Raw genomic sequence first — 23349 nt, 5'->3', positions numbered from 1 at the left:
TTCAGGAATCCCGCAATTCGCCGAAGCCGCCCGTCGCGGATTTGGCGCCGCCGCGCAACCGCGCCGAGAGCCAGACGCCGAAGATGGTGGCGATGTAGGGCAGGCCGAGAAGCAGATCATGGGGGACGCGGTCGCCGAAAACGAGCTGGGCGCGAATGCCGAGCGCCCCGACCACCGCGAAGAAAAGGGCGGCGAGCGTCGCCCAGAGCGGATGGCCGGCGCCGAAGATGACGGCGGCGAAGCCCATGAAGCCGCGCCCGGCGGTCATGTTCTGCGAGAAGATCTGCAGGCTGCCGGCGGCGAGTTCCGCCCCGGCCAGCGCGCAGAGCGCGCCGCCGATCACGAGGGCGGCGAGCCGCATGGCGGACGGGTCGACGCCCACGCTCCGCGCGGCGAACGGATGCTCGCCGGACGCCGCCAGCCGGAGCCCGAAGCGGGTTCGGCACAGGAGCACCCAACACAGGAACACGACGACAGGCATCACGAGCACCAGCACCGACAGCACGCCATAGGCGCCGAAGGCCGCGCCAAGCCGCGGCAGCCCAAACGGAGCGCTGATGGCCGCCTGGCTGCCGAAGATCGACTGGATCGCGAGCGAGGTGCCGCCGAGACCGAGACCGGTCAGGCCGAGACCCGCGATGATCTGGTTGGCCTTCAGCTTTTCGACGACGAACCAGAACAGCACCGAGCCCGCGATGCAGATCAGCACGGCGACCAGCAGCGCAAACACGACCGAGCCGGTGAGCACGATGCCGACGATGGTGGCGCAGGCGCCGGTGATCATCAGGCCTTCGAGGCCGAGATGCCACACCCCTGCCCGCTGCGCGATGACGCCGGCCAGCGTGACATAGACGAGCGGCGTACCCGACCGCAGGATGGCGATCACGACGTCTTCCATGGTCGCCTCCAGGCCTTGGTGAGTGTGTCGACGAGGCGCGACCGCGCGGTGATGAAAAGCGCGATCGACGCATTGACGATGTCGATGGCCGCGGATGGCAGGCCAGCCATGACGGGAAGATAGAGCGCTGCCGACGCCAGTCCGCCGAAGAAGAAGGCGGCGATGGCCGCGCCGGTGATCGACAATCCGGCCACGAGCGCGATCAGAACGGCGGTGAACCCGTGCGCGGGGAGGAAGCCGCCCGCCAGCCGCCCGTTCGGTCCCATGAGCTCGATGGTCCCCGCCAGGCCCGCGAGCGCGCCGCTGATCAGGAAGCTGGCCAGCCCGATCTTCCAGGTGCTGGCGCCTTGCCACTGCACCATGGTCGGGTTTCGCCCGCCAAGCCCCGACAGGACGCCGAAGGCGGTGCGGTTGACGAGCCACCACATGGCGAGCCCGACGAGGATCGCGATGCCGATGATGGTCGGCGAGACGCCGTTCGAGGTGCTGATCCGGTAGGCCGCCTCCAGCGGACGGCTGGACGCCTGCTGGCCGGAACCGGACGGATCCTTGAGCGGCCCCGCCGTCACGTAGACCAGGAGCAGCCCGGCGAGGAAATTGCCCATCAACGTGGTGATCACCTCGTCGGCGCCCGACCGTAGCCGCAAGAGGCCCGGCCAGAGCGCCCAGAGTGCCCCGCCCGTCATGCCGGCGGCAAAGCAGAGCGGAATGACGACGCCGCCCGGATAGCCTCGCAGCCATTCGGCGACGAAAGCCGCGCAGATGGCGCCGACATAGAACTGGCCCTGCGCGCCGATGTTGAAGTAGCCGGCGCGAAACGAGATCACCACGCCGGTGGCGGTGATGAACAGCGGCAGCGCCCAGCGCAGCGCATGCTCCAGCGCGTTGCGGCGCAGAAAGGCCCCGTCGACGATCGAGTGGAACATCTGGAAGGCGGAGTAGCCGGCGAATTCGAAGATCACGCCGCACGCCGCGAGCGCCAGCAGGATGAAGACCACGGCCCGGATGATGGCGCCCAGCTGACCGCTCATGCGCGTGCTCCCGTCATCGCCGCGCCGACGCGCGTCAGGTCGAAGGGCGGCCGGAACTCGGCGACGATGCGGCCGGACAGCATGACCACCACGCGATCGGCGAGATCGAAGACCTCGTCGAGGTCGGACGACACGAAGATGACGCCGCAGCCGCCATCGCGGGCCTTGCGCAGCGCATCCCACACGAAGGCGGTGGCACCGATGTCGAGGCCACGCGTCGGCTGCGCGGCGATGATGAGCTTGCCCGACTCGTCCATCTCGCGCGAAAGGATGACCTTCTGGGCATTGCCGCCCGAAAGCGATCCGGCCGGCTGGCCGACCTCGGCATAGCGCACGTCCCAGGCGTCGAGCGCGGATTTGCACTCGCGTCGCAATGCGGAAGGACTGATGGCGGCCAGCAATGGCCGGGCCAAGAGCTGGCCCGCGGACCAGTTCTCCCACAGCGGGCTGGTCAGGCTCAGGCCCTCGACATTGCGCTCGAAGGGGATCACGCGCAGTCCGGCGGCGCGGCGCTGCGACAGCGTTGCGTTGGTCACGTCACGACCCGCGAGTTCGAGCGATCCTTCGGCGATATCGGCCAGTGACGAGATCGCGCGCACCAGCGTGCGCTGCCCGTTGCCTTCCACGCCCGCGATCCCGACGATCTCGCCGGGCTGCACGACGAAGTCCACCGCCTGCAACGCGGGGCCGTCCGCGTCCGGGCGTGTCGAGACGCCGCGAAGGCTCACCACCGGGGGACCGGCAATCGGGCCTGTCTCGGTTTCAGCGCCCCGCGGCGCCGCGGCGCCGGTGAGGGCCGCGCGATCCTCGCCCGCAAGCATCTTCGCCGAAGGTCCGATGATCAGGGATGCGAGCGCGTCGGCGTCGATGTCCGAAGCCGGCAGCGGCCCGTCGATCAGCCTGCCGCCACGCAGCACGCTGACGGTGTCGGCGATGGCCAGCACCTCGCGGATCTTGTGCAGGATGAGCAGCACGGTGACGCCGCGCTCCTTGAGCCGACGGACGCGCTCGAACAGCTTTTTCGCGCCCTCGGGCGACAGCACCGCGGTCGGTTCGTCGAGGATGAGCAGGCGGGCGTCGGTCACCAGCGCACGGGCGATCTCCACGGCCTGCTGCTGCTCCACCGTCAATGTGCGGATCCGCGCCCCCGCCGAAACCTTGACGTCGAGCGCGTCGAGATGCGCCTGCCAGCGGCGCTCCAGCGCGGCCCGCGTGTAGAGCGCACCGCCCGCCGCGCCGAATTGCATCGCTTCGGCCACCGTGAAGGACGGCGGCAGCGCGAAGCTCTGGTGAACCAGTTCGACGCCGGCCCGCCGTGCGTCATTGACGTTGCCGCCCGCGATCAGCTTTCCACCGATCTCGACCGCGCCCTGGTCGGGACGGACGAGACCGGAGACGACGCGGGCGAAGGTGGTCTTGCCCGCGCCGTTCTGTCCGACGACGGCGTGGATCATGCCGCGCGGAAAGGCGATCGAGACGTCGTCGAGAGCCGTCACGTCGCCGTAGCGTACGGCGACATTCCGGCAGGCGAGGATCGCGTCGTCATTGCCCCTCATCGCGGCATGCCCTTTTCCGTCTGGGTCTGGTCAGAGGGTCGTGTTGAACGGCACCTCGATCGATCCGTCGAGGATGCCGGCCTTGGCCTTCTCGATTTCGGCCCAGACCTCCTTCGACCTGGCAACCATGTCCGGGTCGCCTTCGTCCTGGAACAGAGGCGAGAGCATGAACTCGATCACGCCGGTGCCAAGTCCCGTGTTGACGTGCGATCCGCCGGTCCAGTCGCCATCGACCGCTTTCGTCGCCTCGTTGTAGAGCGAGACGCCGAAATCGAGCCCGACGATGGAGATCAGCGACTTCGGCCCGAGCTTGAACTGCGCGGGATCGAGCGCGCTGACATAGCGCCCCGGTCCTTCGTTGGCCGCCGCAATGATGCCGAAATCGGTCGCCGCCGCATCGGTCTGGATGTAGTCGATGCCGTCGGAAAACATCTGGGTGGCGATCTCCTGGCCCTTGGCGGGATCCTGGAAGGATCCGGCGAAGGCTGCCGTGACCGTCGCGTCGGGACGCACAGACAGGACGCCCGCCTTCAGCGCATTGAAGTCGGCATTGAGCGGCGGGATGGAAATGCCGCCGATGAAGCCGATCTTTCCGGTCTTGCTGATGCGGCCGGCGAAGATTCCGGACAGGTAGCAACCGAGATAATAGTCGTAGGACACCGTCACCACGTTCGGGATCGCCGGCTCGAACGGGTCGCCGAAGAGCTGGATCCACTTGGTGTCGGGATAGGACGGCGCAACCGCCTTGAACGGCTCGGCCACCTCGTTGAAGGTCGACACCACCACCGCCGCGCCGGCATCGCCGAGCGTGCGGAAGATGGTCTCGTAGGTCGCCGGGTCCTGCGCATAGATGGCGCGGTGCTCCAGGCCCTTCTCCTCGGCCAGTTGCTTGAGCTTGGCGATCATGGAATCGACGGGACCGGCATCGCCGGCGGCCTGGGTGTGCACGAGCGCGATCAGCCCGCCCTGCGCGTGGGCGACCGCGGCCGCAAGGGCGCCGGTCATGGTGAGTGCCGCCGTACCGGCTGCGGTCTTCAGGAAGGTTCGGCGGTCGAACGACAGCCGCGGGAAAGTGAGTGTCTGCTTGCTGGTCATGAGTTTAGCTCCTCTGGATGTCGCCGTTTGCCGGTCTCGTGGTGGTTGGGTGGACTGCTGCTACCGATCAGGCTCCCGGTGAAAAGGATGCCGGGTTCATGATCATCACGTTCTGGGTCTGGATCGCGTTCAGCGACCAGACGCCGGAAATGAAGGATTGCCATTCGGGATCGGCATACATCGCCGCGCGCCGCGCCTCCCGGTCGGCGAGGCTGTCGTAGCCCCAGATCAGCACCGTGGTGTGCAAGGGGCCGATCTCGCTGACGAAGAGCCCGATGAATCGGCCGAGATGGCGCCTTTGGATCGGCAGCCCTTCGGCCTCGTACTTCTTCAGCCAGCCATCGACCGTGCCCGGCCGGAACGTATAGGTGCGATGCTCGACGATCATGCCGCTGCCTTTCCAAGAATGAAGTCGGACGCCCGCTCGCCGATCATGATGGCGGGCGCGTTGGTGTTGCCGCTTGAAATGACCGGCATGATGGAGGCGTCGGCGACGCGAAGGCCCTCGATGCCGTGGACCTCGAGCCGCGCGTCGACGACCGCCATCGGATCGATCCCCATCTTGCAGGTGCCGACCGGGTGGAACGTCGTCATCGCCGTTGCGCGCAGCCAGGCCTCCAGTTCGCCGTCGTCCAGTCGATCGGGGCCCGGCGCCAGTTCGCGGCCCCGGTAGGGAGCGAACGCCTCCTGGGCGATGATCTCGCGGGTCATGCGGATGCCCGAAATCATGGTGCGCAGGTCGAACTCGGACTGGAGATAGTTGGCGACGATCCGCGGCTTGTCGGCGGGATCGGCGGAACGCAGCGTGATCTCGCCGCGGCTCTCCGGGTTGACCGGGCCGACGCGCAGCGTGAAGCCGTGATTGGCTTCGACAGCCTGCCTGCGGCGGAACGGATTGGGAAAGTGCAGGTTGGCGGTCTTCTCGAGCGCGGGCATGAAATGCAGCTGGATGTCGGGCGCCACGAGGTCCGGCCGCGACTTGAGGAATGCGCCCGCCTCGTAGGGGAAGGTTGTGACGATGCCCGTCCCGAACAGCATGCCCTGCGCGACGGACCACACCAGCTTGTCGGCGCGCAGGTCGCCATAGAGGGTCACCGGCTGGCGGCATTCCCATGACATCACGCAATCGACATGGTCCTGCAGGTTCTTGCCGACGCCTGGCAGGTCGTGGGCCACGTCGATGCCGTGCGCGGCGAGCTCGTCCGCCGGCCCGATGCCCGACAGCATCAGCAGTTGCGGCGAATTCACGGTGCCCGCGGCCAGCACGACCTCGCGCTCGGCCCGGACCTCGCGGACCACGCCGCCCTGCACGAAGCGCACGCCCGCCGCGCGGCCGTTCTCGATCAGCACGCGCTGGGTCATCGCCTCGGTCTCGACCGTCAGGTTCGGCCGCGCCAGCACCGGCCGCAGGAAGGCGAAGGACGTCGACCAGCGCTTGCCGTCCTTGATGGTGAAGTCGAACTTGCCGACGCCTTCCTGCTCGGCGCCGTTGAAATCGTCGTTGGCGGGATGGCCGGCCTGGGTGCCGGCCTCCACGAACACGTCGTGCAGCATGCTCTTGCTTCGGGCGCGGCAGACGGTGAGCTCGCCGCTCCCGCCATGGAACTCATCCTGGCGCTGGATGTGCCCCTCGGACCGGCGAAAGGCCGGCAGCACCTCCTCGTAGGACCAGCCGGGCAGGCCGAGTTGCGCCCAGCGATCATAGTCGTGGCGGTTGCCGCGGACGTAGATCATGCCGTTGATGGTGGAGGAACCGCCCAGCGCCTTGCCGCGCGGCCAGTAGAGCGAGCGCCCGCCGAGATGAGCCTCGGGCTCGGTGTGGTAGTGCCAGTTGTAGATGCCGGACTGGAACAGCTTGCCCATCAGCATCGGCAGCCGGAACAGCGGGTTGCGGTCGCGGCCGCCGGCTTCCAGAAGGAGCACCCTGTTGGCCGGATCGGCCGAGAGCCGGTTGGCCAGCACGCAGCCGGCCGAGCCGGCGCCGACGATGATGTAGTCGTAGGTCGCGGCCTTCGTCATGACGTCACCAGTCGATGTGCTTCACGCCGGCCGCCGCCAGATGGCGGTTGCAGGCGACGAAGGGATTTTCGAGCGAGAACAGCGCGTCCGCGAAGGCCGGATGCGGCCGCTGGAGGGTGGCCTGGGGCGCGATCGGCGTATCGAGGCCCGCGAGCCGCAGGTTGTCGGCCGCAGCGTCGCCGAAGCCGAGATAGACGATGGGACGTCCGCTGGCCGCGAGATGGCGCAGCACCGCCTGGATCAGGGGCCGCCAGACCGGCAGGTGGCCGCGCGACTGGTGCGGGTCGACCGCCACCTGGAACCGCGACAGCGTCAGCGAGGAATTGAGGAGCAGCACCCCCTCCCCGACCCAGCGGTCGGCGATGGCGCCGGGCGCCTCGATCCCGATCCTCCCGGCCTCGATCTCGTCGAGCAGCGTCGGCCAGGCTTCGAACGAGGCGGCGAGTTCGGGGCGGCCCGTTCGCGCGGCGCAGATCTGCTGGGTGAAGGCGCGCACGCTCCTGGAAAACATCTTGTCGAGTTCGCACCAGGCCGCCACGTTGCCGGCTTCGAAGGCACGGCCGGTGGCGAAGCCCGGCTCTGGATACGGATCCTGCCCGAGCAGAACGCAGCGAACAGCATCGGGCTCGATGACGTCGAAGGCGCGAAGCGCGTGCGCGCCGGCCGGAGCGCCGGGGAAAATGCGCCCCCGTCGCGCCGGGAAGATCGGCTCCCAGGCCTCGAATTCGAGAGCGGGGTCGCAGTCCTCGAAGCCCAGCTCGACATCACCGAGAACCGGCAGCCAGGCTGCAGGCAGATCGTCCTGCCAGCCCTCCAGCGTTTCGCGCAAAGCATCGACCAGTCTTGCAGCCATGTCCGCCGACGCTCCCCTTCTGTCGGGAATGAATCCAAAACCTGACCAGAATGTCAAGTTCCTGCCGCACTTTTCTTGACCGGATCGTCAGGTTCCAATAAACCGTGCTGCAACGTTGGAATGGCGCCCGCGTCGATGTATGCCGGTTGCCGGGTGAGTGGTTGGAGGCGCACGGCATGGCGCGGGAAAGCGTGACGGCGAAACGCAGGACGCCCAAGGCACCCGAGGATCGCATCCGCGCGCGCAACGAGGCGACGATCCTGCGCGCCGCCGTCGAACTGTTCGCCCGGAAGGGTTTCGACGGGACCCGCATCGCCGAGATCGCCGAGGCCAGCGGGCTGCCCAAAGCCAATGTCTACTACTATTTCGAGACCAAGGAGGCGATCTACGCGACCCTGATCGAGCGCCTGCTGAAGGGGTGGGACAAGGCACTCGAGCACATCCGTGCCGACCGGGAACCGCGCGAGGCGATCGCGGCCTATATCGCGGCCAAGCTGGACTATTCGCGCCGCCATGGAACCGAGTCGCGATTCTTCGCCAACGAAATCATGCGGGGCGGCGCTTTCCTGTCGAAGGCGCAGCGCCGCCATATGCAGGAAATCACCCGCGAGCGGGTGGACGTGGTCGACGGCTGGGTCCGGGACGGCCGGTTGCGCCCGCTAGACCCCAGGCACTTCTTCATGATGCTTTGGGCTTCGACCCAGTTCTATGCAGACTTCGCAGAGGTCGCGGCCATGACACTCGGAAAGCCCAAACTCGATGCAGCCGACTACGAGGCGGCGCGAAGGACCGTGGTCGACGTCATCGTTGCGGGTTGCCTGGCCGCCGAAAGCCGGCCCTAGCATTTCAGCCCGTTCCTGGTCGCACTGGAGAATGTTTCGCAGGCAACGTGCACGCTCCGGCTTTGAGGCCGAAAGGGCGTCCGCCGGCCTGTACGACCCATTCGGAGTTTTCCCGTGCCGCTGGCAAGGGGCCGTGTCGAGCTTCACATCGGCGCGAGAGGGCGGCCCTATCCTGCCGCACAACCCACCGGGAACTCGCACACTCACGACCGCCCATATTCGCCAGACGCCGACGGCGGATGTGGCTCGCCATCGCCGAGCCGATCCGCTTCACGACTTGTGTTCGACCGTGCGGGCTCCCTCGGTCAGCCGGTTCCCCTCGATCTCGTCGAGGCGCAGGCATCGCGCCTTGTGGCCGGGGTGGTGGTCGACGAGCGGCGGCGTCGTCTCGCTGCACCTTGGTTGCACGTAGGGGCAACGCGTGGTGAAATGGCATCCCGCCGGCGGATTGACGGGGCTGGGCACGCCGCCTTCGAGGATGATCTCGCGGGAGACCGCCAGCGGATCCGGCTCTGGATGCGCGGAGAGCAGCGCCTCGGTGTAGGGATGCAGCGGCCGCCGGTACATCTCGACCGCGTCCGCTTCCTCGACAATTCGACCGAGATACATCACCGCCACGCGATCGCTGATGTGCTCAACCACGCTGAGATCGTGCGAGATGAACAGGTAGGACAGGCCAAGCTCCCGCTGCAGACGCTGCAGAAGGTTGATGATCTGCGCCTGGATGGACACGTCGAGAGCCGAGACGGGCTCGTCGCAGACGATCAGGTCCGGTTCCAGCGCGAGCGCCCGCGCGATGCCGATCCGCTGCCGCTGGCCGCCCGAGAACTCGTGCGGATAGCGATCGACGTGGTCGGGCCGCAGGCCGACCTGGCCGAGCAGGTCCATCACCCGCCGCCGCCGCTTCGACCGGTCGCCCTTGCCGTGGATGATCAGCGGCTCCTCGAGGATGGCGCCGACGGTCATGCGCGGGTTGAGCGAGGCGAAGGGGTTCTGGAAGATCATCTGGATCGACTGGCGCACGGGCAGCAGCGCGCGGTCGTCGAGACGGGCGATGTCGCGCCCCTCGAAGACGATCTCGCCCGCCGTCGGCTCGTCCAGCCGCGCGATGAGACGCCCGAGCGTCGACTTCCCGCAACCGCTCTCGCCGACCAGCCCGAGCGTCTCGCCCTTGCCGATGGCGAGGTCGACGCCATCGACGGCCTTCACGAAGCGCTTCGCCCCGAAGAGGGGACTCTCCGTCGGGAAATGACGCTTGAGGCCTTTCACGTCGAGCAGCGGCGCGGTCATTGCGGTGGACTCGCATGCAGCCAGCAACGCACCTTGCGATGCGGCGCGGCTATGTCGTCGGGGGACGCAAGCGGCGGTTCCAACTTGCGGCAGGGCTCGTGCACCATCGGGCAACGGTCGGAAAATCGGCAACCCGTTGGCAAGGCGGTCAGAGCCGGCACCGTCCCCTCGATCGTGTCGATCTCTCCCTTGCGCTCCCTGCGGACCGCTGGCCGGGGAATCGAGCGGAGCAGGCCCTGCGTGTATGGGTGAAGGGGCCGGGCGAAGAGCGAATTTGCGTCCGCTTCTTCGACCACGACGCCCGCATACATCACGAGGACGCGCTGGGCCATCTTGGCGACGACGCCGAGGTCGTGCGTGATCAGCACCAGCGACATCCCGATCTCGCGCTTCAATTCGTTCATCAGCTTCAGGATCTGGGCCTGGATGGTGACGTCGAGCGCGGTCGTGGGTTCATCGGCGAGCATCAATTTCGGTCGCCCGGCGAGCGCCATAGCGATCATCACGCGCTGGCGCATGCCACCTGAAAGCTGGTGCGGGAAACTCCGGTAGCGCTCCGCAGGAAGCGGAATGCGAACCTGCTCGAGCATGTCGATGGCCCGATCCCTTGCCTCGGAGGCGGAGACCCGGTGGTGGACACGGATGGCTTCGCTGATCTGGTAGCCGACCCGGAACACCGGATTGAGCGACGTCATCGGCTCCTGGAAGATCATCGAGATGTGATTGCCGCGCACGCGCCGCATCTGGCGTTCCGACAGCTCGGCCAGGTCGCCGACGCCGTCGACCATGATCGACCCGCCGGTGATGCGCCCGACCGGACGTGGCAGGAGCCGCATGATGGACAGGGCCGTCATGCTCTTGCCGCAGCCCGATTCGCCGACGATGCAGAGCGTCTCTCCCGGCATCACCGAAAACGAGACGTCGTCCACGGCGGGGAGTACCCCGTCCTTCAGGAAGAGCCGCGTCTTCAGCCCGGAGACGCTCAGGACCGGGATCGGGTCGGCCATGTCGATCCTGTCCGGTATGGTCGCGAGGGCATTCATTCTCCCCAGACGTCCTCGTAGACCCTTAGCAGGTTACCGCCCATGATCTTGTCCACATCGGCCTCGCTGAATCCCCGCGCGCCTAGGCCGTCGATCAGGCGTCCGGTATGGGCGAGGCTCTCGTAGCCTTCGGTGAAGCGTTGCGTGAAGATGAACCAGTCGCCGAGAATGCCGGTCACCTCCGGATAGATGCCGCGAGGTCCGAACGACGCCTGCCATTGTTCCTCGGTCTTGGTCTGCTCCGAGCAATCGCTGCCGAAGGCGACATGGTCGATCCCGACCAGCTTCACCATATGATCCACCTGATCGAAGAAATCGTCGAGCGTCGGGCGCGTAGCGTGGCGCAGCATCGGCGGCCAGAGCGTGACGCCGACCGTGCCGCCCGTCCGGGCGACGGCGCGGATCTGGTCGTCGGGAATGTTGCGAAGGCTGTCGCACAAGGCGCGCGCGTTCGAATGGCTGCAGATCACCGGGCGCTTCGACGCCTTCGCCGCATCCATCGCCGTCTGGTAGCCGACGTGGGAGAGATCGACGAGCATGCGGGTCTCGTTCATCAGCGCGACCCACTCGTGCCCCTTCGCGGTGAGGCCGCCGGGTTGCTTGGCCAGGACGCCGGAACCGAGTTCGTTCTGTTCCATGTAGGTGGGCTGCATGATGCGCACGCCGAGGCGCTGCATGACCCGCAGGAGCGACAGGTCGTGCTCGAGAAAGGTCGAGTTCTGCGTGCCGAGGATGATGCCGAGCTTTCCCTGCGCCGTCACCTGGCGGATCTCCGCCACGGAGGCGACGACGGACACGAGATCGGCGTTCGCTGCGACGACGGCAAGCGCCTTCGCCACGTCCTCCATCGAAGCCGCGAGATCGTTCGCCGGCCGCATCGAGGTGAGATTGAGCGCGGCGACCCGGCCCTCCAGCGTCCGCTCGAACTGGTCGCGCGTGAGAACCGCGCAGTTCAGCCCGTCGATGACCGGGGTGCGTTCGCGATGGCTGCGCGTGGAAATCATGTTCATGGCTTGGTCCTTTCGGATTGCGGTTCAATCGTGGCTGAGCTGGGGATCGAGCGCGTCGCGGATTTCGTCGCCCAGAAGGTTGAAGGCGAGGATGATGAGAGCGATGGCTACCCCGGGAAACAGCGATACGGCCCAGGAGATCGAGAGGTAGTTCTTGCCGTCGTTGATCATTCCGCCCCAGGTCGGCGTGGGAGGCTGAACGCCCAGCCCCAGGAAGGACAGCGTCGCTTCGAGCAGAATCATACGGGCGAGCTCGAAACTCGCGTAGACGATGATCGCCGACAGGATGTTGGGCAGGATGTGTCGCAGCATGATGCGCAGCTTGCCGGCACCGATCGACCGGGCCGCCTCGATGTATTCCAGCCCGCGCACCGAAAGCACCGAGCCACGCACGATGCGTGCGAAGCGCGGCCAGGCCGACAGTCCCATCAGGACGATCAGGTTCGTCAGCGATGGCCCCACCACGGCGACAATGGCGATGACGAGGAGCACCACCGGAAAGGCGAGCTGCATGTCGATGAGACGCAGGATCACAGCATCCGTCTTGCCGCCGAAGAACCCGGCCACGAGGCCGGCCCAGATGCCGACGACCGCCGACACCACGACAGCAAACAGGCTGACCAGCAGCGTGGTCCGGGCGCCGTGGATGATGCGCGAGAGCGTGTCGCGTCCGAGATGATCGGTGCCGAGCAGATAACCGTCCACGCCGCGATCGAGGAAGGATGGCGGCTTCAGGCGCCTGATCAGCGACTGGGCGTAGGGATCGTGTGGGGAAAAAAGGTCCGGCACGAGGGCGAACGCAACGAAGAGCAGTATGATCACGAGCCCGAACACCGCTGCCGGTTTGGTGAGGAGGCGTTTCAGGACTATGCGGGAGAGGCTCCGGCGCGGCGGCAGGTCGTCGTCGTTCTGGAGGGGGAGCGTGGCGATCGTCATCGGCAACTCAACGGTATCCTATGCGCGGGTCCAGCACGGCGTAGAGCAGGTCGACGATCAGGTTCACACCGACGAAGATCAACGCGAAGAAGAGCACGACAGCCTGCACGACGGGGAAGTCGCGGGCATAGATCGCCTGGATCGCGAGCCGGCCGACGCCCGGCCAAGAAAACACCGTCTCCGTCACGACTACGCCACCCATGAGCAGCCCGACCTGCAGGCCAATCACAGTCAACACGGGAATGAAGGCGTTGCGGAGCGCGTGAACCCAGACGATCCAGCTTTCGCCAAGCCCTTTGGCACGCGCGGTACGGATGTAGTCCTGATTGAGGACATCCAGCATGCAGGAGCGTGTCGTGCGGGCAATGAGAGCGACGAGGTTGAGCGCCAGCGTGGTAGCCGGCAGGATCAGGTGGAGCCAGGTGCCGCGCCCGCCGCTCGGCAGCCAGCGCAGCCAGACCGCGAAGATGATGATGGTCAGGATGCCGAGGTAGAATGACGGAACTGCTTGCCCGAGCAACGTGATCGTCCTCACGGCAACGTCCGCGGCGGTGTTGCGCCGGTAGGCGGCGATCACGCCCGCCGGCACGCCGACGAGAATGGCAAGAAGCATCGCCGTGACGGCGAGTTCCGTGGTGGCGCCCAGCCGTTCCAGCACAAGCTTCGTGGCGGGTTCGTTGAAGCGCAGCGAATTGCCGAAGTCGCCCTGCAGCGCATGGACGCAGAACTGATAGAACTGCACCCAGATCGGCTGGTCGAGGCCGTGCTTCCGACGAAACAGCTCGCGCGCCTCGTCCGGCGTATCGGGCGAAAGGATAAGATCCGTCGGGTCGCCGCTGATATGGGTCAGCATGAACGAAATCAGCAGAATTCCGAACAGAACGGGAAGCGTGAGGATCAATCTTCGGGCGACGTACTGAAGCATCGGCGTTTCCGATCGGATCGCATCGACAGGCAAGCGGGCGGACGGGTGGAGCGCAACGGGCCCCGGCCCGGGTTACTGTTCCCGGGCCGGGCCTTGGGACTACTCCTGGAGCCTGGTGTCGTAGAAGAAGAACCGGCCGTCACCGCGGGCCATGAAGTTCTCCAGCCTGTTGGTCACGGCATAGAAGTCCACGCCGCCATAGAGGAAGATGATCGGTGCTTCGTCCCGCATGAGGGTCATGGCGTCCCGATAGATCTGAACACGCTTATCGCGGTCCATTTCCTGCTTGCCGGCATCGATCAACGCGTCGAGTTCGGGGCTGTTCATGTAGGAATAGCGCCATGACGAGTGGTACTGAGACACCTGCAGGTCCGGATCGTCCTGCGGCGCGAGTCCGACGAAGGCCATCGGCTGGAGCTCCTTCGCACGGAGCTGTCGCAGGAACTCTCCGGGCTCCAGGACGACCATGTTGGTCTTCACGCCGACTTCGGTCAGCATGCCGGCGACCGCTTCCGAGACCTCGCGATCCTGGGCATAGCGTCCGGACGGGAACTTGTAGGTTATCTCAAACCCGTCGGGATAGCCCGCCTCGGCCAGAAGCTGCTTCGCCTTCTCCGGATCGTAGGGATAGTCCTCGAGATCCGGGTTGAAGCCGATCTGCGGCTCGCGAAGGACCTGGCCCTTCAGAGCCACGGCATTGCCGAAGAACAGGTTGTCGATGATGGCCTGCTTGTCGACGGCATAGTTGAGGGCCTGGCGCACCTTCTTGTCCATCAGCGGGCTCTTGTGCTCCTCAAGTGAGGACAGGATGATCTGATAGATTCGATAGCTCGGCACCGGGACCAACTTGGCATCCGGGTTGTTTTCCAACTCCATTGCCGACGTCACGGCGAGATTTGAAGCGACGTCGTATTCGCCGGTGGTGAGGCCGGCGGCGCGGGCGATGTCGTCAGGGACCGGTCTCCAGACGATTTCGTCGATGCCCTCGGGCAGTTTGCCCCAGTAGTCCGCGTTCGCCTTCATGACCAGGCGGTCATCGCGCGCCCAGGTGTCGAACACGAATGGGCCCGTTCCGACCGGCTTCTGTCCGTAGGCCTCGAGCCCGACTTCGTTCCAGTAGCCGGGCGGCGTGATGTAGAGCTGGCTCAACGCGAGCTCGATCGGCGGGAAGGGGTACTTGAGCTTGATGCGCACCGTCAGGTCGTCGACCTTCTCGATGCTCGCAAACGGATCGGAGACACGCGCATAGGCGGGGCTCTTCTCCTTGTCGATGAAGACATTGAAGCTGTGAACGACAGCATCGGCATTCATCGGCTCGTCGTTCGTGAACTTGACGCCCTCGCGTAGCTTGACCAGCACGGCGGTGTCGTCCTCGAGTTCGTACGAGGTCGCCAGGAGAGGTTTGAACTCCTCGCCGTGGGGATCGACCCAGAAAAGCGCCTCCACGATTGCAGAGCCGGCGTTGAGATTGTCCGACGCGGTCGTGCCGTTGGGCCATAGCGTCTGCGGATCGAAGTTCTGCGCCACGGTGAGGGTCGCGGCCGGGGCGCCGGCGAGCGTCGCCACGCTCAGCATGCCCGTGAGCAGCAGCTTGCGAATGGTATTCTTCATTTGCGGCTCCCATTGTTGCGGTCCATCGCCGGACCTCCTGGATCAGCGCTCTCTCTGGAGGTTGGCTGAACATTTCCGATGCTATGCAGACCAGAGTGAATTTACAAACGAAAATTTCACAAATATGATTGGTGTATAAGTAAGGTTCACAGCGAGGACGATTCGTGTCGAAGGATTCACTGGCTGACAAGGACGCCATCGGAGACGACCAGCATCAAACCGATGTTGCCGTCGGCAATCGCGTCAGGCAGTTGCGGAAGGTTCGCGGACGATCGCTGAAGGAACTGGCGGTCCGCGCCGGTCTCTCGGTCGGCTTCCTGAGCCAGATCGAGCGGGGCTTGTCCTCGGCGTCGGTTCGCGCCTTGGCGCGCATCGCGGAGGCACTTGAGGTCAGCATCGGGGACGTCTTTCCCTCCGAACCGTCGAGCGACGAAGGACACCGCATCACGGCCGGTCCCGCCGAGCGCAAGCGGATCGACCTGGCGGATTCGGGGGCCTCGAAGGAACTGCTCACGCCTTTCAGTCGCGTGCCGCGGCTCGACATCTTCATGATCACGCTGCAACCGGGCGGAAAGTCCGGGGATGAAGCCTATGCGCACAGCGGCGAGGAGGCCGGGTTCGTGATGGAAGGCGGCATCGAGCTGATCGTCGACGGCAAGAAGCACATCCTCGGCGAAGGTGATAGCTTTCGCTTCAACAGCAACCGGCCGCACCAGTTCCGGAACGCCGGGGACCGTCCGGCCAAGGCCCTGTGGGTCAATTACCGCGAGAAGTGATCTCTCGCCACCTCTCCCCAAACCGACAAACAGATAAACGAGGCAAATGCGATGACAGGCACGACCGCGGGCTCCCCACTGACGATCGACGGATTGAATTGCGCAGCGGTTTCGCGCGACCAGGTCATGCGCACGCTCGAGGGCGGCGTATCGGCGGTCAATCTGACAGCCATGTCGCCTTTTGTCGGACTGTCGGATTCCCTCGTCGAACTCGAAGCCAATTGCGCCAGGATCGACGCGATGAGCGATGTGGCAACGGTGGTGAAATCAGTCGCCGACATCGAAAGCGCGCATCGCTCAGGCAAGCTCGGCTACATTCTCGGCACCCAGAACTCCATGATGGTCGAGGACGATCTCCGCCTCCTCGCCACCATGAAGCGGCTTGGCGTCCGCATCCTGCAGCCGACCTACAACGAGGAAAACACGCTCGGTTATGGCGCACCCTTCGAGAGGGAGGCCGACAAGGGCATGAAGCCGAAAGGCGTCGAATGGATCGACGAGATGACGCGTCTCGGCCTGATCATCGACTTGTCCCACTGCGGACACCGCTCGACGAGCGACTATCTCGCGGCAGCCAAGGGGCCCATGGTCATTAGCCACGCGAACGCCTTCGAAGTGTGTCCAAGCCTTCGCAACAAGAAGGACGAGCATATCCGCGCCGTCGCCAAAACCGGCGGGCTGATTGGCGCAGTGATGTGGTCGCCAGCCGTACGCCACGATCAGCGCCCCACGCTCGATGACTATCTGAACCACATCGATCATCTCGTGAAGATCGGCGGGATCGAACACGTCGCTTTCGCCAGCGACGTGACCGAAGGACAGGCGCCGAGCCCGGAGAAATGGGACAAGTCCTACGGGCCGAACGGATACAGCCCGAACATCACCGGCGTGCTCGGAGACTGGTACACCTACGAAAAGCGCCTCAACGTCGACTTCCAGTCCCTGGCGCACACGCCGCGCATCTGGGACGGGATGAAGGCGCGGGGTTACTCGCAGTCCGACATCGACAAGGTGCGTTCCGGCAACTGGCTGCGCGTCATGAAGGATGTCTGGCGAGCAGACTGAGCGTCCTGAAAACAGCGGTATCGACGCGCGCATCTGCCGATGAGTTTGGAGCCCTCGGCGACGAGATCGGCGAGGCGGTCGCTGTAGGAAGAGTGGATGTAAAGCCTGGGATCGCGGCGCGCCGGTTCGGCCAGGACCGGCGCGAGATGCGTCGGGCCGAAGGTGAGCGGCATCGCGACGCGCAGGCGTCCGATGAGGTCTCCGGCAGGCTGCAGGGTTTCCCCGGGCCCACATGGTCGACGGGCGATCCGTCGTGTCCGACGGGGCATTGGCGATCTCGTCACGACCGAACGGACCCGTGCTTGCCGGTGAGCAGGTCGACGAGCGCATCGACCATCGAGTCCGTCGAATGCCGCCACGGATCGTTCATGGCCTCGGCCATGGCCATCATCGTGACCAGCCCGAGCGCGGCCATGTCGACCGCGACCGCCAGCTTGCGCGCATCGCCATCGCCCAGGAAGGATGGGTCGGCGGTGATCTTGGCTTCGAGCACGTCATAGCTGGAGCCCGTCGTTTCGTGGATGGGGTCGAGCAGGTGCTCGTCGCCCGGCCGCAGCGCCACCCCCGGCTCGAACTGCAGCCAGAGATAGAGCATCCGGAACCGGCCGAGATCGCTCAGATGATAGCGCACGAGGGCCCGAACGAAGGCCGTGATCGCTTCGGTCGCCGAGCTTGCCTCGGCAATGGCCGCAACCACCACGTCTCTTTCCTCTTTGAGGATGGGCAGGCAGAAGTCTTTCGCGAGCGCGCGCTTGCTGGGATACCAGTAGAGAATGGCCTGCTTGCTGACGCCCAGACTGCTGGCGAGCGCCTGGAACGTGAGGGCCGACGTGCCATGCTCGGCCACCAGCCGCCTCGCCTCCGCGACGATCATCTCCCTGGTCACCCGCCTGCGTGTCGCCACGTCGCCCCCTTGACAGCTTACCATTGGTAAGTAGGATGACTTACCGATGGTAAGCAAGGTACACGGCCATGCCCCAGCTTCGCGTCTTCACCTTCTTCCCCGCCTTCGGCCTGCCCACGGGCGGCCCCTTCGCCCTGAAGGTTCTCAAATGGCTGGACATCGGGGGAATTGCCTACGAGCAGGTGATCGAGAACAATTCCGGCAAGGGGCCGAACAAGAAGAACCCGTGGATCGAGCTCGACGGCGAGCGGATTCCCGATTCCGAGATCATCATCGACAGGCTCGCGCGCGTTTACGGCTTCGACATCGATGCCGGCCTCGACTCTGTCGAGCGCGCGCGGCTGCATGGCTTTCGACGCATGATCGAGGAGCACCTGCACATGGTGTTCGAGTGGGAAATGTTCGTTCACCCGAACGGCCGCCCTTTCGTGATGGAGGTCGCGCGGTCGATGGCGCCACGACCCCTGGCGGGGCTGGCGGCGACCATGGTCTGCCGGCAGCTGGGCAAGCAGCTGCACGCGCGCGGCATCGCCCGCCACGCCGACGATGTCATCGTGCGCAAGGGCATCGCCGACGTCGACGCCATCGAGGCGGCGCTGGGAGACCAGGCCTATCTGGCCGGGGACCGGCCTTCGCTCGCCGACGTGTCGGCCTATGGCATGATGCAGCCAATGGCCAGATGGCCGATGTCCACGCCGGTCGCCGACCACATCAAGTCCCGCCCCGGTCTCTGCGCCTGGCTCGACCGGATCGAACGTCTCGGGAGCAGCAAGACCCCGACCGTCCGATGACCGGTGCTTCGACGGGCGCTGCGACGCGGCCGGGCGGACCTCGCGCCCTTCGGCCAGGTCTTTCCTCGCGGCGTCGGTCAGCGGGTTCCCCGTCTTAACGGCAGGCCGGGCAGGACGCCCGTCCGCTCGCGGGCGAAGACCATCGTCGCGGCCATCCCGATCGCGACCACGAGATGAAATCGCCTGTGCGCGCCACCGGCCCCTGGCGACCGGGAACGCCCGACCGCCGCATCCCCGGCTAGCGGTCTGCCGGGAGCAGGGCGGACGGAAGGCTGCTGTCGCTCATCCACGCATGTACGGTGCGGGCAAACAGCTCCGGCGCCTGTGCGATCCAGCCATGACCCATTCCAGGCGCGATGGCCGAGACGCAAGAGGGGATGGACCGTTCGAAGACGGCCAGGGACTGCCTGATGGCCGGATGCTCTTTCTCCCCGGCGAGGACCAGCGTGCGCGCGGCGACCTTGGGCAGGTCGGGCCGGGCATCGAAATCCATGGCGAGCCGTCCGACGTGCCGGGTCGTTGCCGCCGATGCATTGGGCTTTCCGTCCAGGGTGCTGACGAGACCGACGTCCGAGCTCCCCATCGACCGGACCATGTTCTCCCGGACGGCTTTGAAGTTCATCATCCAGGATGAGACGGCCATCACCGCCCGCATGGATCGACCCATGGCGATGGGGCCGCTTTGAAAGCCGCTGAAGACGGCATGCCCGACCAGATCGGGATGACGCACCAGAAGGCGCAAGCCGACATAGGAGCCCATGGAGATGCCGACGATCGTCACCTTGCCATGAGCCGAACGCCGGACCACGGCGGCCACGCCGTCGGCGGCCTCGTCGAAGCTGGTGAAGTGCACGCCTGCGCTTCGACCATGCCCCGGCAGATCGACCACCAGGCAGCGGCAGTCCGGCAGGAAGGGGAGCATCCCGCCCCACATCCGTCCGTCGAAACTCGCGCCGTGCAGAAAGACGATGGGCGCACCGTCCGGCGGCCCCGATTGAACATGATGCAGCACGTCATGGCCCCGGTCGTTGGTTGCGTCGTCCCACGGCGCGCATCGGAGGCGCCGTGCGATGGGTGTCCTCGTCGAGGTCTAAAGCGTCCCGCGCCTCCAGTTCGCCGACGAACTGCCGCAGGAGCAAGGCGCGCCTTGGACGAAAGCTCGTTCCGACGGTTCGCACCGCGCTGATCCGGTCGACGCGGAACATCCGAAAGGCCTCCCGCAGGCAGCACCAGGCCATGACCGTCAGCGTTCGATCGGTATAGGCCAGGGCCAGCGGCAGGATGGTGCGCTCGGTGACGGACTGGCCCTCGTCGACGTAGCGGATGCCGAGGGCTTCTTCCGTCCAGCAGGCCTGGCGAATGACGTCGACGTCCACCGTCGCTTCATATCGCATCTCGGGGCGGTATACTTTCGAGACGGCATGGAACAAGTATTGCTCGCGCTCGTCCGGCAGCGTGGCGGCGATCTTGGCGATCGCCGAGACGGCGGCCTTTTCCAGCGACGGGTCGCCCATGTGCCGAACCTCGGCCAGACCGAGCGCGATCGCCTCGATTTCCGCGCGGTCGAAGGTCTGGGGCGGCAGCGCGTAATCCTCGATCAGCCGGTAGCCATAGCCGCGTTCGCCTTCGATCCGGGCGCCCGCGGCCCGCAGGCTGTCGATATCCCGGTACAGCGAGCGGAGAGAGACGCCGGTTTCACTGGCCAGCCGCGCCGCCGTGATCGGCGCCGGCATCTGGCGCATGGCCTGCAACAGGCGAAAGAGGCGATCGGATCGTGCCATTTCAAACTGCCGGAATCTGTCAGCAGGGGTGCTCTATCAACCTCTCGGCGAAAACTCAAAAGGCAGGGACCATGTTCACCTTCACCGACATCAGCTGGATCGGCATCATCGCGGCCACGGTCGCATCCTTCGGGCTCGGCGGCCTCTGGTTCACCGCGCTGTTTGGAAGGGCCTATTCGGCGGCCCTCGGGCGCATGCACGACCCGAACGCCAGGCCCGCGCCCCTGATGATCGCCGGGCCCGCCGTGTGGAGCCTGGTCACGGCCTTCGCCATGGCCGTACTGATGGCTAGCCTGCGCATCGAAACGACGTCGGAAGCGCTCGGGCTGGGCTTCTTCGTCGGCCTCGGCTTTCTGGCCGCCACGACGATCAACACCGGCATCAATCCGAACATTCCGAACCCGATGCTCTATGGCGCGGTGAGCGGCGGATATCATCTGGCGGCTGGACTGGTCATCGCGCTCGTGCTGTCGTTCTTCTGACGCGCAGCGCTCGCACGCAGGGCGAATGCGCGGCTGCCACCGGAAGCGGTCGGTCCGGCCGCTTCCGGTGGCTTCGTTTCGCGTCGTTCAGCGCTCGCCGCCGTGCTCGCCCTGCGAAAACACCTGCTTTGCGACCATCAAGCCGTTCAGCGCGGCGGGAAAGCCCGCGTAGACCGACATCTGCATCAGGATCTCGACGATCTCGTCACGGCTGACCCCGCAGTTCAGCGCGGCCTGGATGTGAACCCTGAGCTGGTTCTCGGCGGTGCCGAGCGCGCAAAGGGCCGCAACGGTCGCGATCTCTCGCTCCCGCAGGCCAAGGCCCGGCCGGGACATGATGTCGCCGAACGGGTATTCGAACAGATAGTCGGCGAAGTCGGGCGCGATGTCCTGGAGCGCGTCGATGACGGCCTGTCCGGCCTGACCGTCGATCCGGTCGAGCATCCTGCGGCCCCGTTCCAGTCTGGTTTCGGTGGTCATGCTGTGGTCCTTCCATGGAATGGTCAGAGTTGAGCGGTCTTGCCGCCTCATCGGCGTCGCAGGACCATGCCCGCGTGGTGGAGAACGCCGTCGACGAAGTCGCCGTCGGCGGTAAAGCCGGTGTCGTCCCAGTACTCGATATGGGTGCCGGATATCTCGTACCGGCCCTCATAGGCGCGTTCGCGTGTGCCGCGTGCCTCGACGTATCGGCCATTCGCGAGCAGTCGATGACGGATGTGCCCGTCATCGGTGACCCAAAGGCCGGTGAAATCGGCAGGGACCGTCACCGATCCCTCCCCCGCCGACCCAAAAAACGCGCGATCTCCTCCGGCTCGACGATCCAGGCGTAGTTCAGTTCGTGGCGGATCTTCCATGCGCCGTCCACGCAGGCCCAGCCAAGCTGCGAACGCCCGTCGAAGGCGATGACCGCGCCGTCGAGGCGATCGATCCGGCCGACGAAACCGAGCGTGGTGGAGGCCACGGTGTCGCCCACCAGCGCCTCGTTGGCGTCGGTCAGCCCGTGGCGGACGGAGCGCGCCGCGTTCTGCAGCCCCTGCCAGTTGGCGCCGTAGACCGCGGCGTCACCGAACAGCTGCGCCTCTCCCGGGGCGAAATTGTCGTAGAAGACACCGCCGGTGTCCTCGAGATCGTAGTAGCGTGCCATCTTCCCGGCGAAGACGAAATCCGGGTCGCCTTCGTTGCGCTCCCAGCCCTGCATCATCCAGTCGGCATGCAGGGCGCCGGGGGCGTCGGGGCCCGTGGCGGGGCAGGCGGGCGCGAGGCCCGTTCCAGCCAACACCAGCGCGGCGGTCATCATGAAAGCCTTCATGTCTCTTTCCTTTCAGGTGGCGCGAGGCCAGCGCCTCGCATCACGGCAACAGGTAGACTGCCCGCACTGTCGCTTGTATCTGTCGATGACTGGACTGAATGGAGAGTGCTGCTAACCAATGAAGGCCGACCTCAATCTGCTGCCGCTGTTCCTCGCCGTCGCGGAAACGCATAATTTTCGTGCCGCGGCCGACCGGCTGGGCGTCACGCGTTCGGCGGTCAGCCAGGGGATCCGGCGGCTCGAAGACCAGTTCGGCGCGCAGCTGGTGACGCGCACGACGCGCGCGGTCACGCTGACGGAGGCGGGCGAACGTCTGCGCGATGCGCTGTCGCGACCGCTGGCCGAGATCGCGGAGACGATGGAACGGGGCGCCGACGACGCCGTGCCGCGCGGGCGCCTGAGAATCGCCGCCACCTCCATCGCCGAGCGGTTCTTGTCGGGTCCGCTCGTCGCCTCCTTTGCCGCAGCCCATCCCCTGGTGACGCTGGACGTGACGGTGACGGACGAGGAATTCGACATCGTGGCCGGGGGATTCGATGCCGGCGTGCGACTGGGCGAGGTGATCGAACAGGACATGATCGCGGTGCCGCTGACGGGGGATCAGCGCGAGATGGTCGTGGCCGCTCCGGACTATCTGGCCCGCCATGGGCGCCCCGAGACGCCTTCGGACCTATTGCGCCACCGCTGCATCGGCTGGCGTCCCAGCCCCCGCGTAGCGCCGTATCGGTGGGAGTTCGAGAAGGACGGCAAGGCCTTCGACATCGCGGTCGACCCGCAGATCACCTCGAACGACCTGCGCTTCCTGCTGCGAACCGCACTCGCCGGGGGCGGCATCACCTTCGCCACCGCCGACACGTTCGAACCTCACGTCGCCAAGGGCGAGCTCGTTTCGCTCCTCGAAGACTACCTGCAGCCGTTCCCCGGGTTCTACCTCTATTTCCCCCAGCGCAGCGACCTGTCGCCCAAGCTGCGGGCCATGGTCGATCACGTCCGCATGGCGCGGCGCGCGACTGCTCCGGCCTAGGGCTTTCGCCGCGCCCGCGGGAATGGGCTCTGCGCCCGGCCAACGGCCGGCGCGCTCGCGCCGGCCGCTCGATCGCATCCCTAGTCGATGTCGAAGGAGACGCCCTGC

Annotated in this window: 25 protein-coding genes and 1 pseudogene; 6 read left to right on the top strand and 20 right to left on the bottom strand. The window is 66.1% G+C overall.

From position 1 onward, the window contains the following. Position 1: 1 nt before the first annotated feature. The 7 genes from EJC49_RS04060 to EJC49_RS04030 all read right to left on the bottom strand — a co-directional run bounded on the left by EJC49_RS04060 (position 2) and on the right by EJC49_RS04030 (position 7452). A complete protein-coding gene (locus EJC49_RS04060; protein WP_126698186.1) occupies positions 2–898 on the bottom strand; it encodes an ABC transporter permease in 897 nt (298 codons plus the stop codon). Next, positions 883–1929 (bottom strand): ABC transporter permease, encoded by a 1047-nt coding sequence (locus EJC49_RS04055; RefSeq protein ID WP_126698185.1) that lies wholly within the window; start codon positions 1927–1929, stop codon positions 883–885. The genes EJC49_RS04060 and EJC49_RS04055 overlap by 16 nt, the downstream gene beginning before the upstream one ends. Then, complete coding sequence (locus tag EJC49_RS04050) at positions 1926–3485, bottom strand: ABC transporter ATP-binding protein (RefSeq protein WP_126698184.1); 1560 nt, start codon at positions 3483–3485, stop codon at positions 1926–1928. Before EJC49_RS04050 ends, EJC49_RS04055 begins: the two co-directional genes overlap by 4 nt. Positions 3486–3515: 30 nt before the next feature. After that, positions 3516–4580 carry a BMP family ABC transporter substrate-binding protein gene (locus EJC49_RS04045; protein WP_126698183.1) on the bottom strand — a complete coding sequence of 355 codons (1065 nt, stop codon included), beginning with the start codon at positions 4578–4580 and terminating at the stop codon, positions 3516–3518. Between the two features lie 67 nt (positions 4581–4647). Next, positions 4648–4968 (bottom strand): NIPSNAP family protein, encoded by a 321-nt coding sequence (locus tag EJC49_RS04040; protein ID WP_126698182.1) that lies wholly within the window; start codon positions 4966–4968, stop codon positions 4648–4650. Further along, positions 4965–6599 carry a GMC family oxidoreductase gene (locus EJC49_RS04035; protein WP_126698181.1) on the bottom strand — a complete coding sequence of 545 codons (1635 nt, stop codon included), beginning with the start codon at positions 6597–6599 and terminating at the stop codon, positions 4965–4967. Before EJC49_RS04035 ends, EJC49_RS04040 begins: the two co-directional genes overlap by 4 nt. Before the next feature lie 4 nt (positions 6600–6603). Further along, entirely contained in the window at positions 6604–7452 is an 849-nt protein-coding gene (locus tag EJC49_RS04030; protein ID WP_245453252.1) for a uracil-DNA glycosylase family protein, read from the bottom strand. Positions 7453–7628: 176 nt separating this feature from the next. On the opposite strand from EJC49_RS04030, the gene EJC49_RS04025 reads away from it, so the two are divergent. Next, positions 7629–8294 (top strand): TetR/AcrR family transcriptional regulator, encoded by a 666-nt coding sequence (locus tag EJC49_RS04025; RefSeq protein ID WP_126698180.1) that lies wholly within the window; start codon positions 7629–7631, stop codon positions 8292–8294. A 270-nt stretch (positions 8295–8564) separates the two neighbouring features. On the opposite strand, the gene EJC49_RS04020 is transcribed toward EJC49_RS04025, so the two are convergent. The 6 genes from EJC49_RS04020 to EJC49_RS03995 form a co-directional block, all read right to left on the bottom strand. After that, complete coding sequence (locus tag EJC49_RS04020) at positions 8565–9584, bottom strand: ABC transporter ATP-binding protein (protein ID WP_126698179.1); 1020 nt, start codon at positions 9582–9584, stop codon at positions 8565–8567. Beyond that, complete coding sequence (locus EJC49_RS04015) at positions 9581–10627, bottom strand: ABC transporter ATP-binding protein (RefSeq protein WP_425358796.1); 1047 nt, start codon at positions 10625–10627, stop codon at positions 9581–9583. The genes EJC49_RS04020 and EJC49_RS04015 overlap by 4 nt, the downstream gene beginning before the upstream one ends. Then, on the bottom strand, positions 10624–11637 hold the full coding sequence (locus EJC49_RS04010) for a dipeptidase (protein WP_126698178.1): 1014 nt from the start codon (positions 11635–11637) through the stop codon (positions 10624–10626). Before EJC49_RS04010 ends, EJC49_RS04015 begins: the two co-directional genes overlap by 4 nt. Before the next feature lie 24 nt (positions 11638–11661). After that, on the bottom strand, positions 11662–12573 hold the full coding sequence (locus EJC49_RS04005) for an ABC transporter permease (RefSeq protein ID WP_126698177.1): 912 nt from the start codon (positions 12571–12573) through the stop codon (positions 11662–11664). A gap of 7 nt (positions 12574–12580) precedes the next feature. Further along, a complete protein-coding gene (locus EJC49_RS04000; RefSeq protein WP_126698176.1) occupies positions 12581–13498 on the bottom strand; it encodes an ABC transporter permease in 918 nt (305 codons plus the stop codon). A 99-nt stretch (positions 13499–13597) separates the two neighbouring features. Continuing rightward, on the bottom strand, positions 13598–15109 hold the full coding sequence (locus EJC49_RS03995; RefSeq protein ID WP_126698175.1) for an ABC transporter substrate-binding protein: 1512 nt from the start codon (positions 15107–15109) through the stop codon (positions 13598–13600). A 164-nt stretch (positions 15110–15273) separates the two neighbouring features. Between EJC49_RS03995 and EJC49_RS03990 the strand changes: the two genes are divergently transcribed. Further along, on the top strand, positions 15274–15885 hold the full coding sequence (locus EJC49_RS03990) for a cupin domain-containing protein (RefSeq protein WP_245453251.1): 612 nt from the start codon (positions 15274–15276) through the stop codon (positions 15883–15885). 51 nt (positions 15886–15936) lie between these two features. Beyond that, the gene (locus EJC49_RS03985; protein WP_126698174.1) at positions 15937–16950 is read left to right on the top strand and encodes a dipeptidase; all 1014 of its coding nucleotides are present in this window, start codon (positions 15937–15939) and stop codon (positions 16948–16950) included. On the opposite strand, the pseudogene EJC49_RS26255 reads toward EJC49_RS03985, so the two are convergent. Together EJC49_RS26255 and EJC49_RS03975 are read right to left on the bottom strand one after the other, a co-directional pair. After that, positions 16950–17171: pseudogene (locus EJC49_RS26255) on the bottom strand (LysR family transcriptional regulator); the annotation flags it as partial. The gene EJC49_RS03985 and the pseudogene EJC49_RS26255 overlap by 1 nt on opposite strands. 59 nt (positions 17172–17230) lie before the next feature. Further along, entirely contained in the window at positions 17231–17854 is a 624-nt protein-coding gene (locus EJC49_RS03975; protein WP_170314602.1) for a TetR/AcrR family transcriptional regulator, read from the bottom strand. A gap of 68 nt (positions 17855–17922) precedes the next feature. Here EJC49_RS03975 and EJC49_RS03970 point away from each other — a divergent pair, with 68 nt between their 5' ends. After that, positions 17923–18645 carry a glutathione S-transferase family protein gene (locus tag EJC49_RS03970; protein ID WP_126698171.1) on the top strand — a complete coding sequence of 241 codons (723 nt, stop codon included), beginning with the start codon at positions 17923–17925 and terminating at the stop codon, positions 18643–18645. 238 nt (positions 18646–18883) lie between these two features. Here the strand turns inward: EJC49_RS03970 and EJC49_RS03965 are convergent, their stop codons facing one another. Together EJC49_RS03965 and EJC49_RS03960 are read right to left on the bottom strand one after the other, a co-directional pair. Continuing rightward, complete coding sequence (locus EJC49_RS03965; protein ID WP_126698170.1) at positions 18884–19657, bottom strand: alpha/beta fold hydrolase; 774 nt, start codon at positions 19655–19657, stop codon at positions 18884–18886. Position 19658: 1 nt separating this feature from the next. Beyond that, positions 19659–20426, bottom strand: a complete 768-nt coding sequence (locus EJC49_RS03960) for a helix-turn-helix transcriptional regulator (protein WP_126698169.1) — start codon at positions 20424–20426, stop codon at positions 19659–19661. A gap of 71 nt (positions 20427–20497) precedes the next feature. On the opposite strand from EJC49_RS03960, the gene EJC49_RS03955 reads away from it, so the two are divergent. Continuing rightward, a complete protein-coding gene (locus EJC49_RS03955; RefSeq protein ID WP_126698168.1) occupies positions 20498–20908 on the top strand; it encodes a DUF1761 domain-containing protein in 411 nt (136 codons plus the stop codon). A gap of 87 nt (positions 20909–20995) precedes the next feature. Here the strand turns inward: EJC49_RS03955 and EJC49_RS03950 are convergent, their stop codons facing one another. Genes EJC49_RS03950 through EJC49_RS03940 form a run of 3 tightly spaced genes read right to left on the bottom strand, consistent with a single transcriptional unit; the run spans position 20996 to position 22217 of the window. Then, entirely contained in the window at positions 20996–21388 is a 393-nt protein-coding gene (locus EJC49_RS03950) for a carboxymuconolactone decarboxylase family protein (protein ID WP_126698167.1), read from the bottom strand. A 47-nt stretch (positions 21389–21435) separates the two neighbouring features. Then, positions 21436–21762: an Atu4866 domain-containing protein gene (locus tag EJC49_RS03945; RefSeq protein ID WP_126698166.1), complete on the bottom strand. Its 327-nt coding sequence runs from the start codon at positions 21760–21762 to the stop codon at positions 21436–21438. After that, positions 21672–22217 carry a hypothetical protein gene (locus EJC49_RS03940; RefSeq protein WP_245453250.1) on the bottom strand — a complete coding sequence of 182 codons (546 nt, stop codon included), beginning with the start codon at positions 22215–22217 and terminating at the stop codon, positions 21672–21674. Before EJC49_RS03940 ends, EJC49_RS03945 begins: the two co-directional genes overlap by 91 nt. Positions 22218–22335: 118 nt before the next feature. On the opposite strand from EJC49_RS03940, the gene EJC49_RS03935 reads away from it, so the two are divergent. Beyond that, positions 22336–23241, top strand: coding sequence for a LysR family transcriptional regulator (locus EJC49_RS03935; RefSeq protein WP_126698165.1), 906 nt, complete (start codon positions 22336–22338; stop codon positions 23239–23241). Positions 23242–23349 lie beyond the last annotated feature (108 nt).

It is taken from the genome of Aquibium carbonis (genome assembly GCF_003970795.1).
In the GTDB taxonomy this organism is placed as follows: domain Bacteria; phylum Pseudomonadota; class Alphaproteobacteria; order Rhizobiales; family Rhizobiaceae; genus Aquibium; species Aquibium carbonis.
This window is presented reverse-complemented; position numbering and strand designations above follow the sequence as displayed.

Bases quoted from the DNA above. Each gene is read 5' to 3' on its own strand.
- EJC49_RS03985 (WP_126698174.1), top strand. From the start codon at position 15,937: ATGACAGGCACGACCGCGGGCTCCCCACTGACGATCGACGGATTGAAT.
- EJC49_RS03945 (WP_126698166.1), bottom strand. From the start codon at position 21,762: ATGGAAGATCCGCCACGAACTGAACTACGCCTGGATCGTCGAGCCGGA.
- EJC49_RS04015 (WP_425358796.1), bottom strand. From the start codon at position 10,627: ATGAATGCCCTCGCGACCATACCGGACAGGATCGACATGGCCGACCCG.
- EJC49_RS03935 (WP_126698165.1), top strand. From the start codon at position 22,336: ATGAAGGCCGACCTCAATCTGCTGCCGCTGTTCCTCGCCGTCGCGGAA.
- EJC49_RS03995 (WP_126698175.1), bottom strand. From the start codon at position 15,109: ATGAAGAATACCATTCGCAAGCTGCTGCTCACGGGCATGCTGAGCGTG.
- EJC49_RS04010 (WP_126698178.1), bottom strand. From the start codon at position 11,637: ATGAACATGATTTCCACGCGCAGCCATCGCGAACGCACCCCGGTCATC.
- EJC49_RS03970 (WP_126698171.1), top strand. From the start codon at position 17,923: ATGCCCCAGCTTCGCGTCTTCACCTTCTTCCCCGCCTTCGGCCTGCCC.
- EJC49_RS03955 (WP_126698168.1), top strand. From the start codon at position 20,498: ATGTTCACCTTCACCGACATCAGCTGGATCGGCATCATCGCGGCCACG.
- EJC49_RS04020 (WP_126698179.1), bottom strand. From the start codon at position 9,584: ATGACCGCGCCGCTGCTCGACGTGAAAGGCCTCAAGCGTCATTTCCCG.
- EJC49_RS04055 (WP_126698185.1), bottom strand. From the start codon at position 1,929: ATGAGCGGTCAGCTGGGCGCCATCATCCGGGCCGTGGTCTTCATCCTG.
- EJC49_RS04040 (WP_126698182.1), bottom strand. From the start codon at position 4,968: ATGATCGTCGAGCATCGCACCTATACGTTCCGGCCGGGCACGGTCGAT.
- EJC49_RS04035 (WP_126698181.1), bottom strand. From the start codon at position 6,599: ATGACGAAGGCCGCGACCTACGACTACATCATCGTCGGCGCCGGCTCG.
- EJC49_RS03950 (WP_126698167.1), bottom strand. From the start codon at position 21,388: ATGACCACCGAAACCAGACTGGAACGGGGCCGCAGGATGCTCGACCGG.
- EJC49_RS04000 (WP_126698176.1), bottom strand. From the start codon at position 13,498: ATGCTTCAGTACGTCGCCCGAAGATTGATCCTCACGCTTCCCGTTCTG.
- EJC49_RS04005 (WP_126698177.1), bottom strand. From the start codon at position 12,573: ATGACGATCGCCACGCTCCCCCTCCAGAACGACGACGACCTGCCGCCG.
- EJC49_RS04050 (WP_126698184.1), bottom strand. From the start codon at position 3,485: ATGAGGGGCAATGACGACGCGATCCTCGCCTGCCGGAATGTCGCCGTA.
- EJC49_RS04025 (WP_126698180.1), top strand. From the start codon at position 7,629: ATGGCGCGGGAAAGCGTGACGGCGAAACGCAGGACGCCCAAGGCACCC.
- EJC49_RS03940 (WP_245453250.1), bottom strand. From the start codon at position 22,217: ATGAAGGCTTTCATGATGACCGCCGCGCTGGTGTTGGCTGGAACGGGC.
- EJC49_RS03960 (WP_126698169.1), bottom strand. From the start codon at position 20,426: ATGGCACGATCCGATCGCCTCTTTCGCCTGTTGCAGGCCATGCGCCAG.
- EJC49_RS04060 (WP_126698186.1), bottom strand. From the start codon at position 898: ATGGAAGACGTCGTGATCGCCATCCTGCGGTCGGGTACGCCGCTCGTC.
- EJC49_RS04030 (WP_245453252.1), bottom strand. From the start codon at position 7,452: ATGGCTGCAAGACTGGTCGATGCTTTGCGCGAAACGCTGGAGGGCTGG.
- EJC49_RS04045 (WP_126698183.1), bottom strand. From the start codon at position 4,580: ATGACCAGCAAGCAGACACTCACTTTCCCGCGGCTGTCGTTCGACCGC.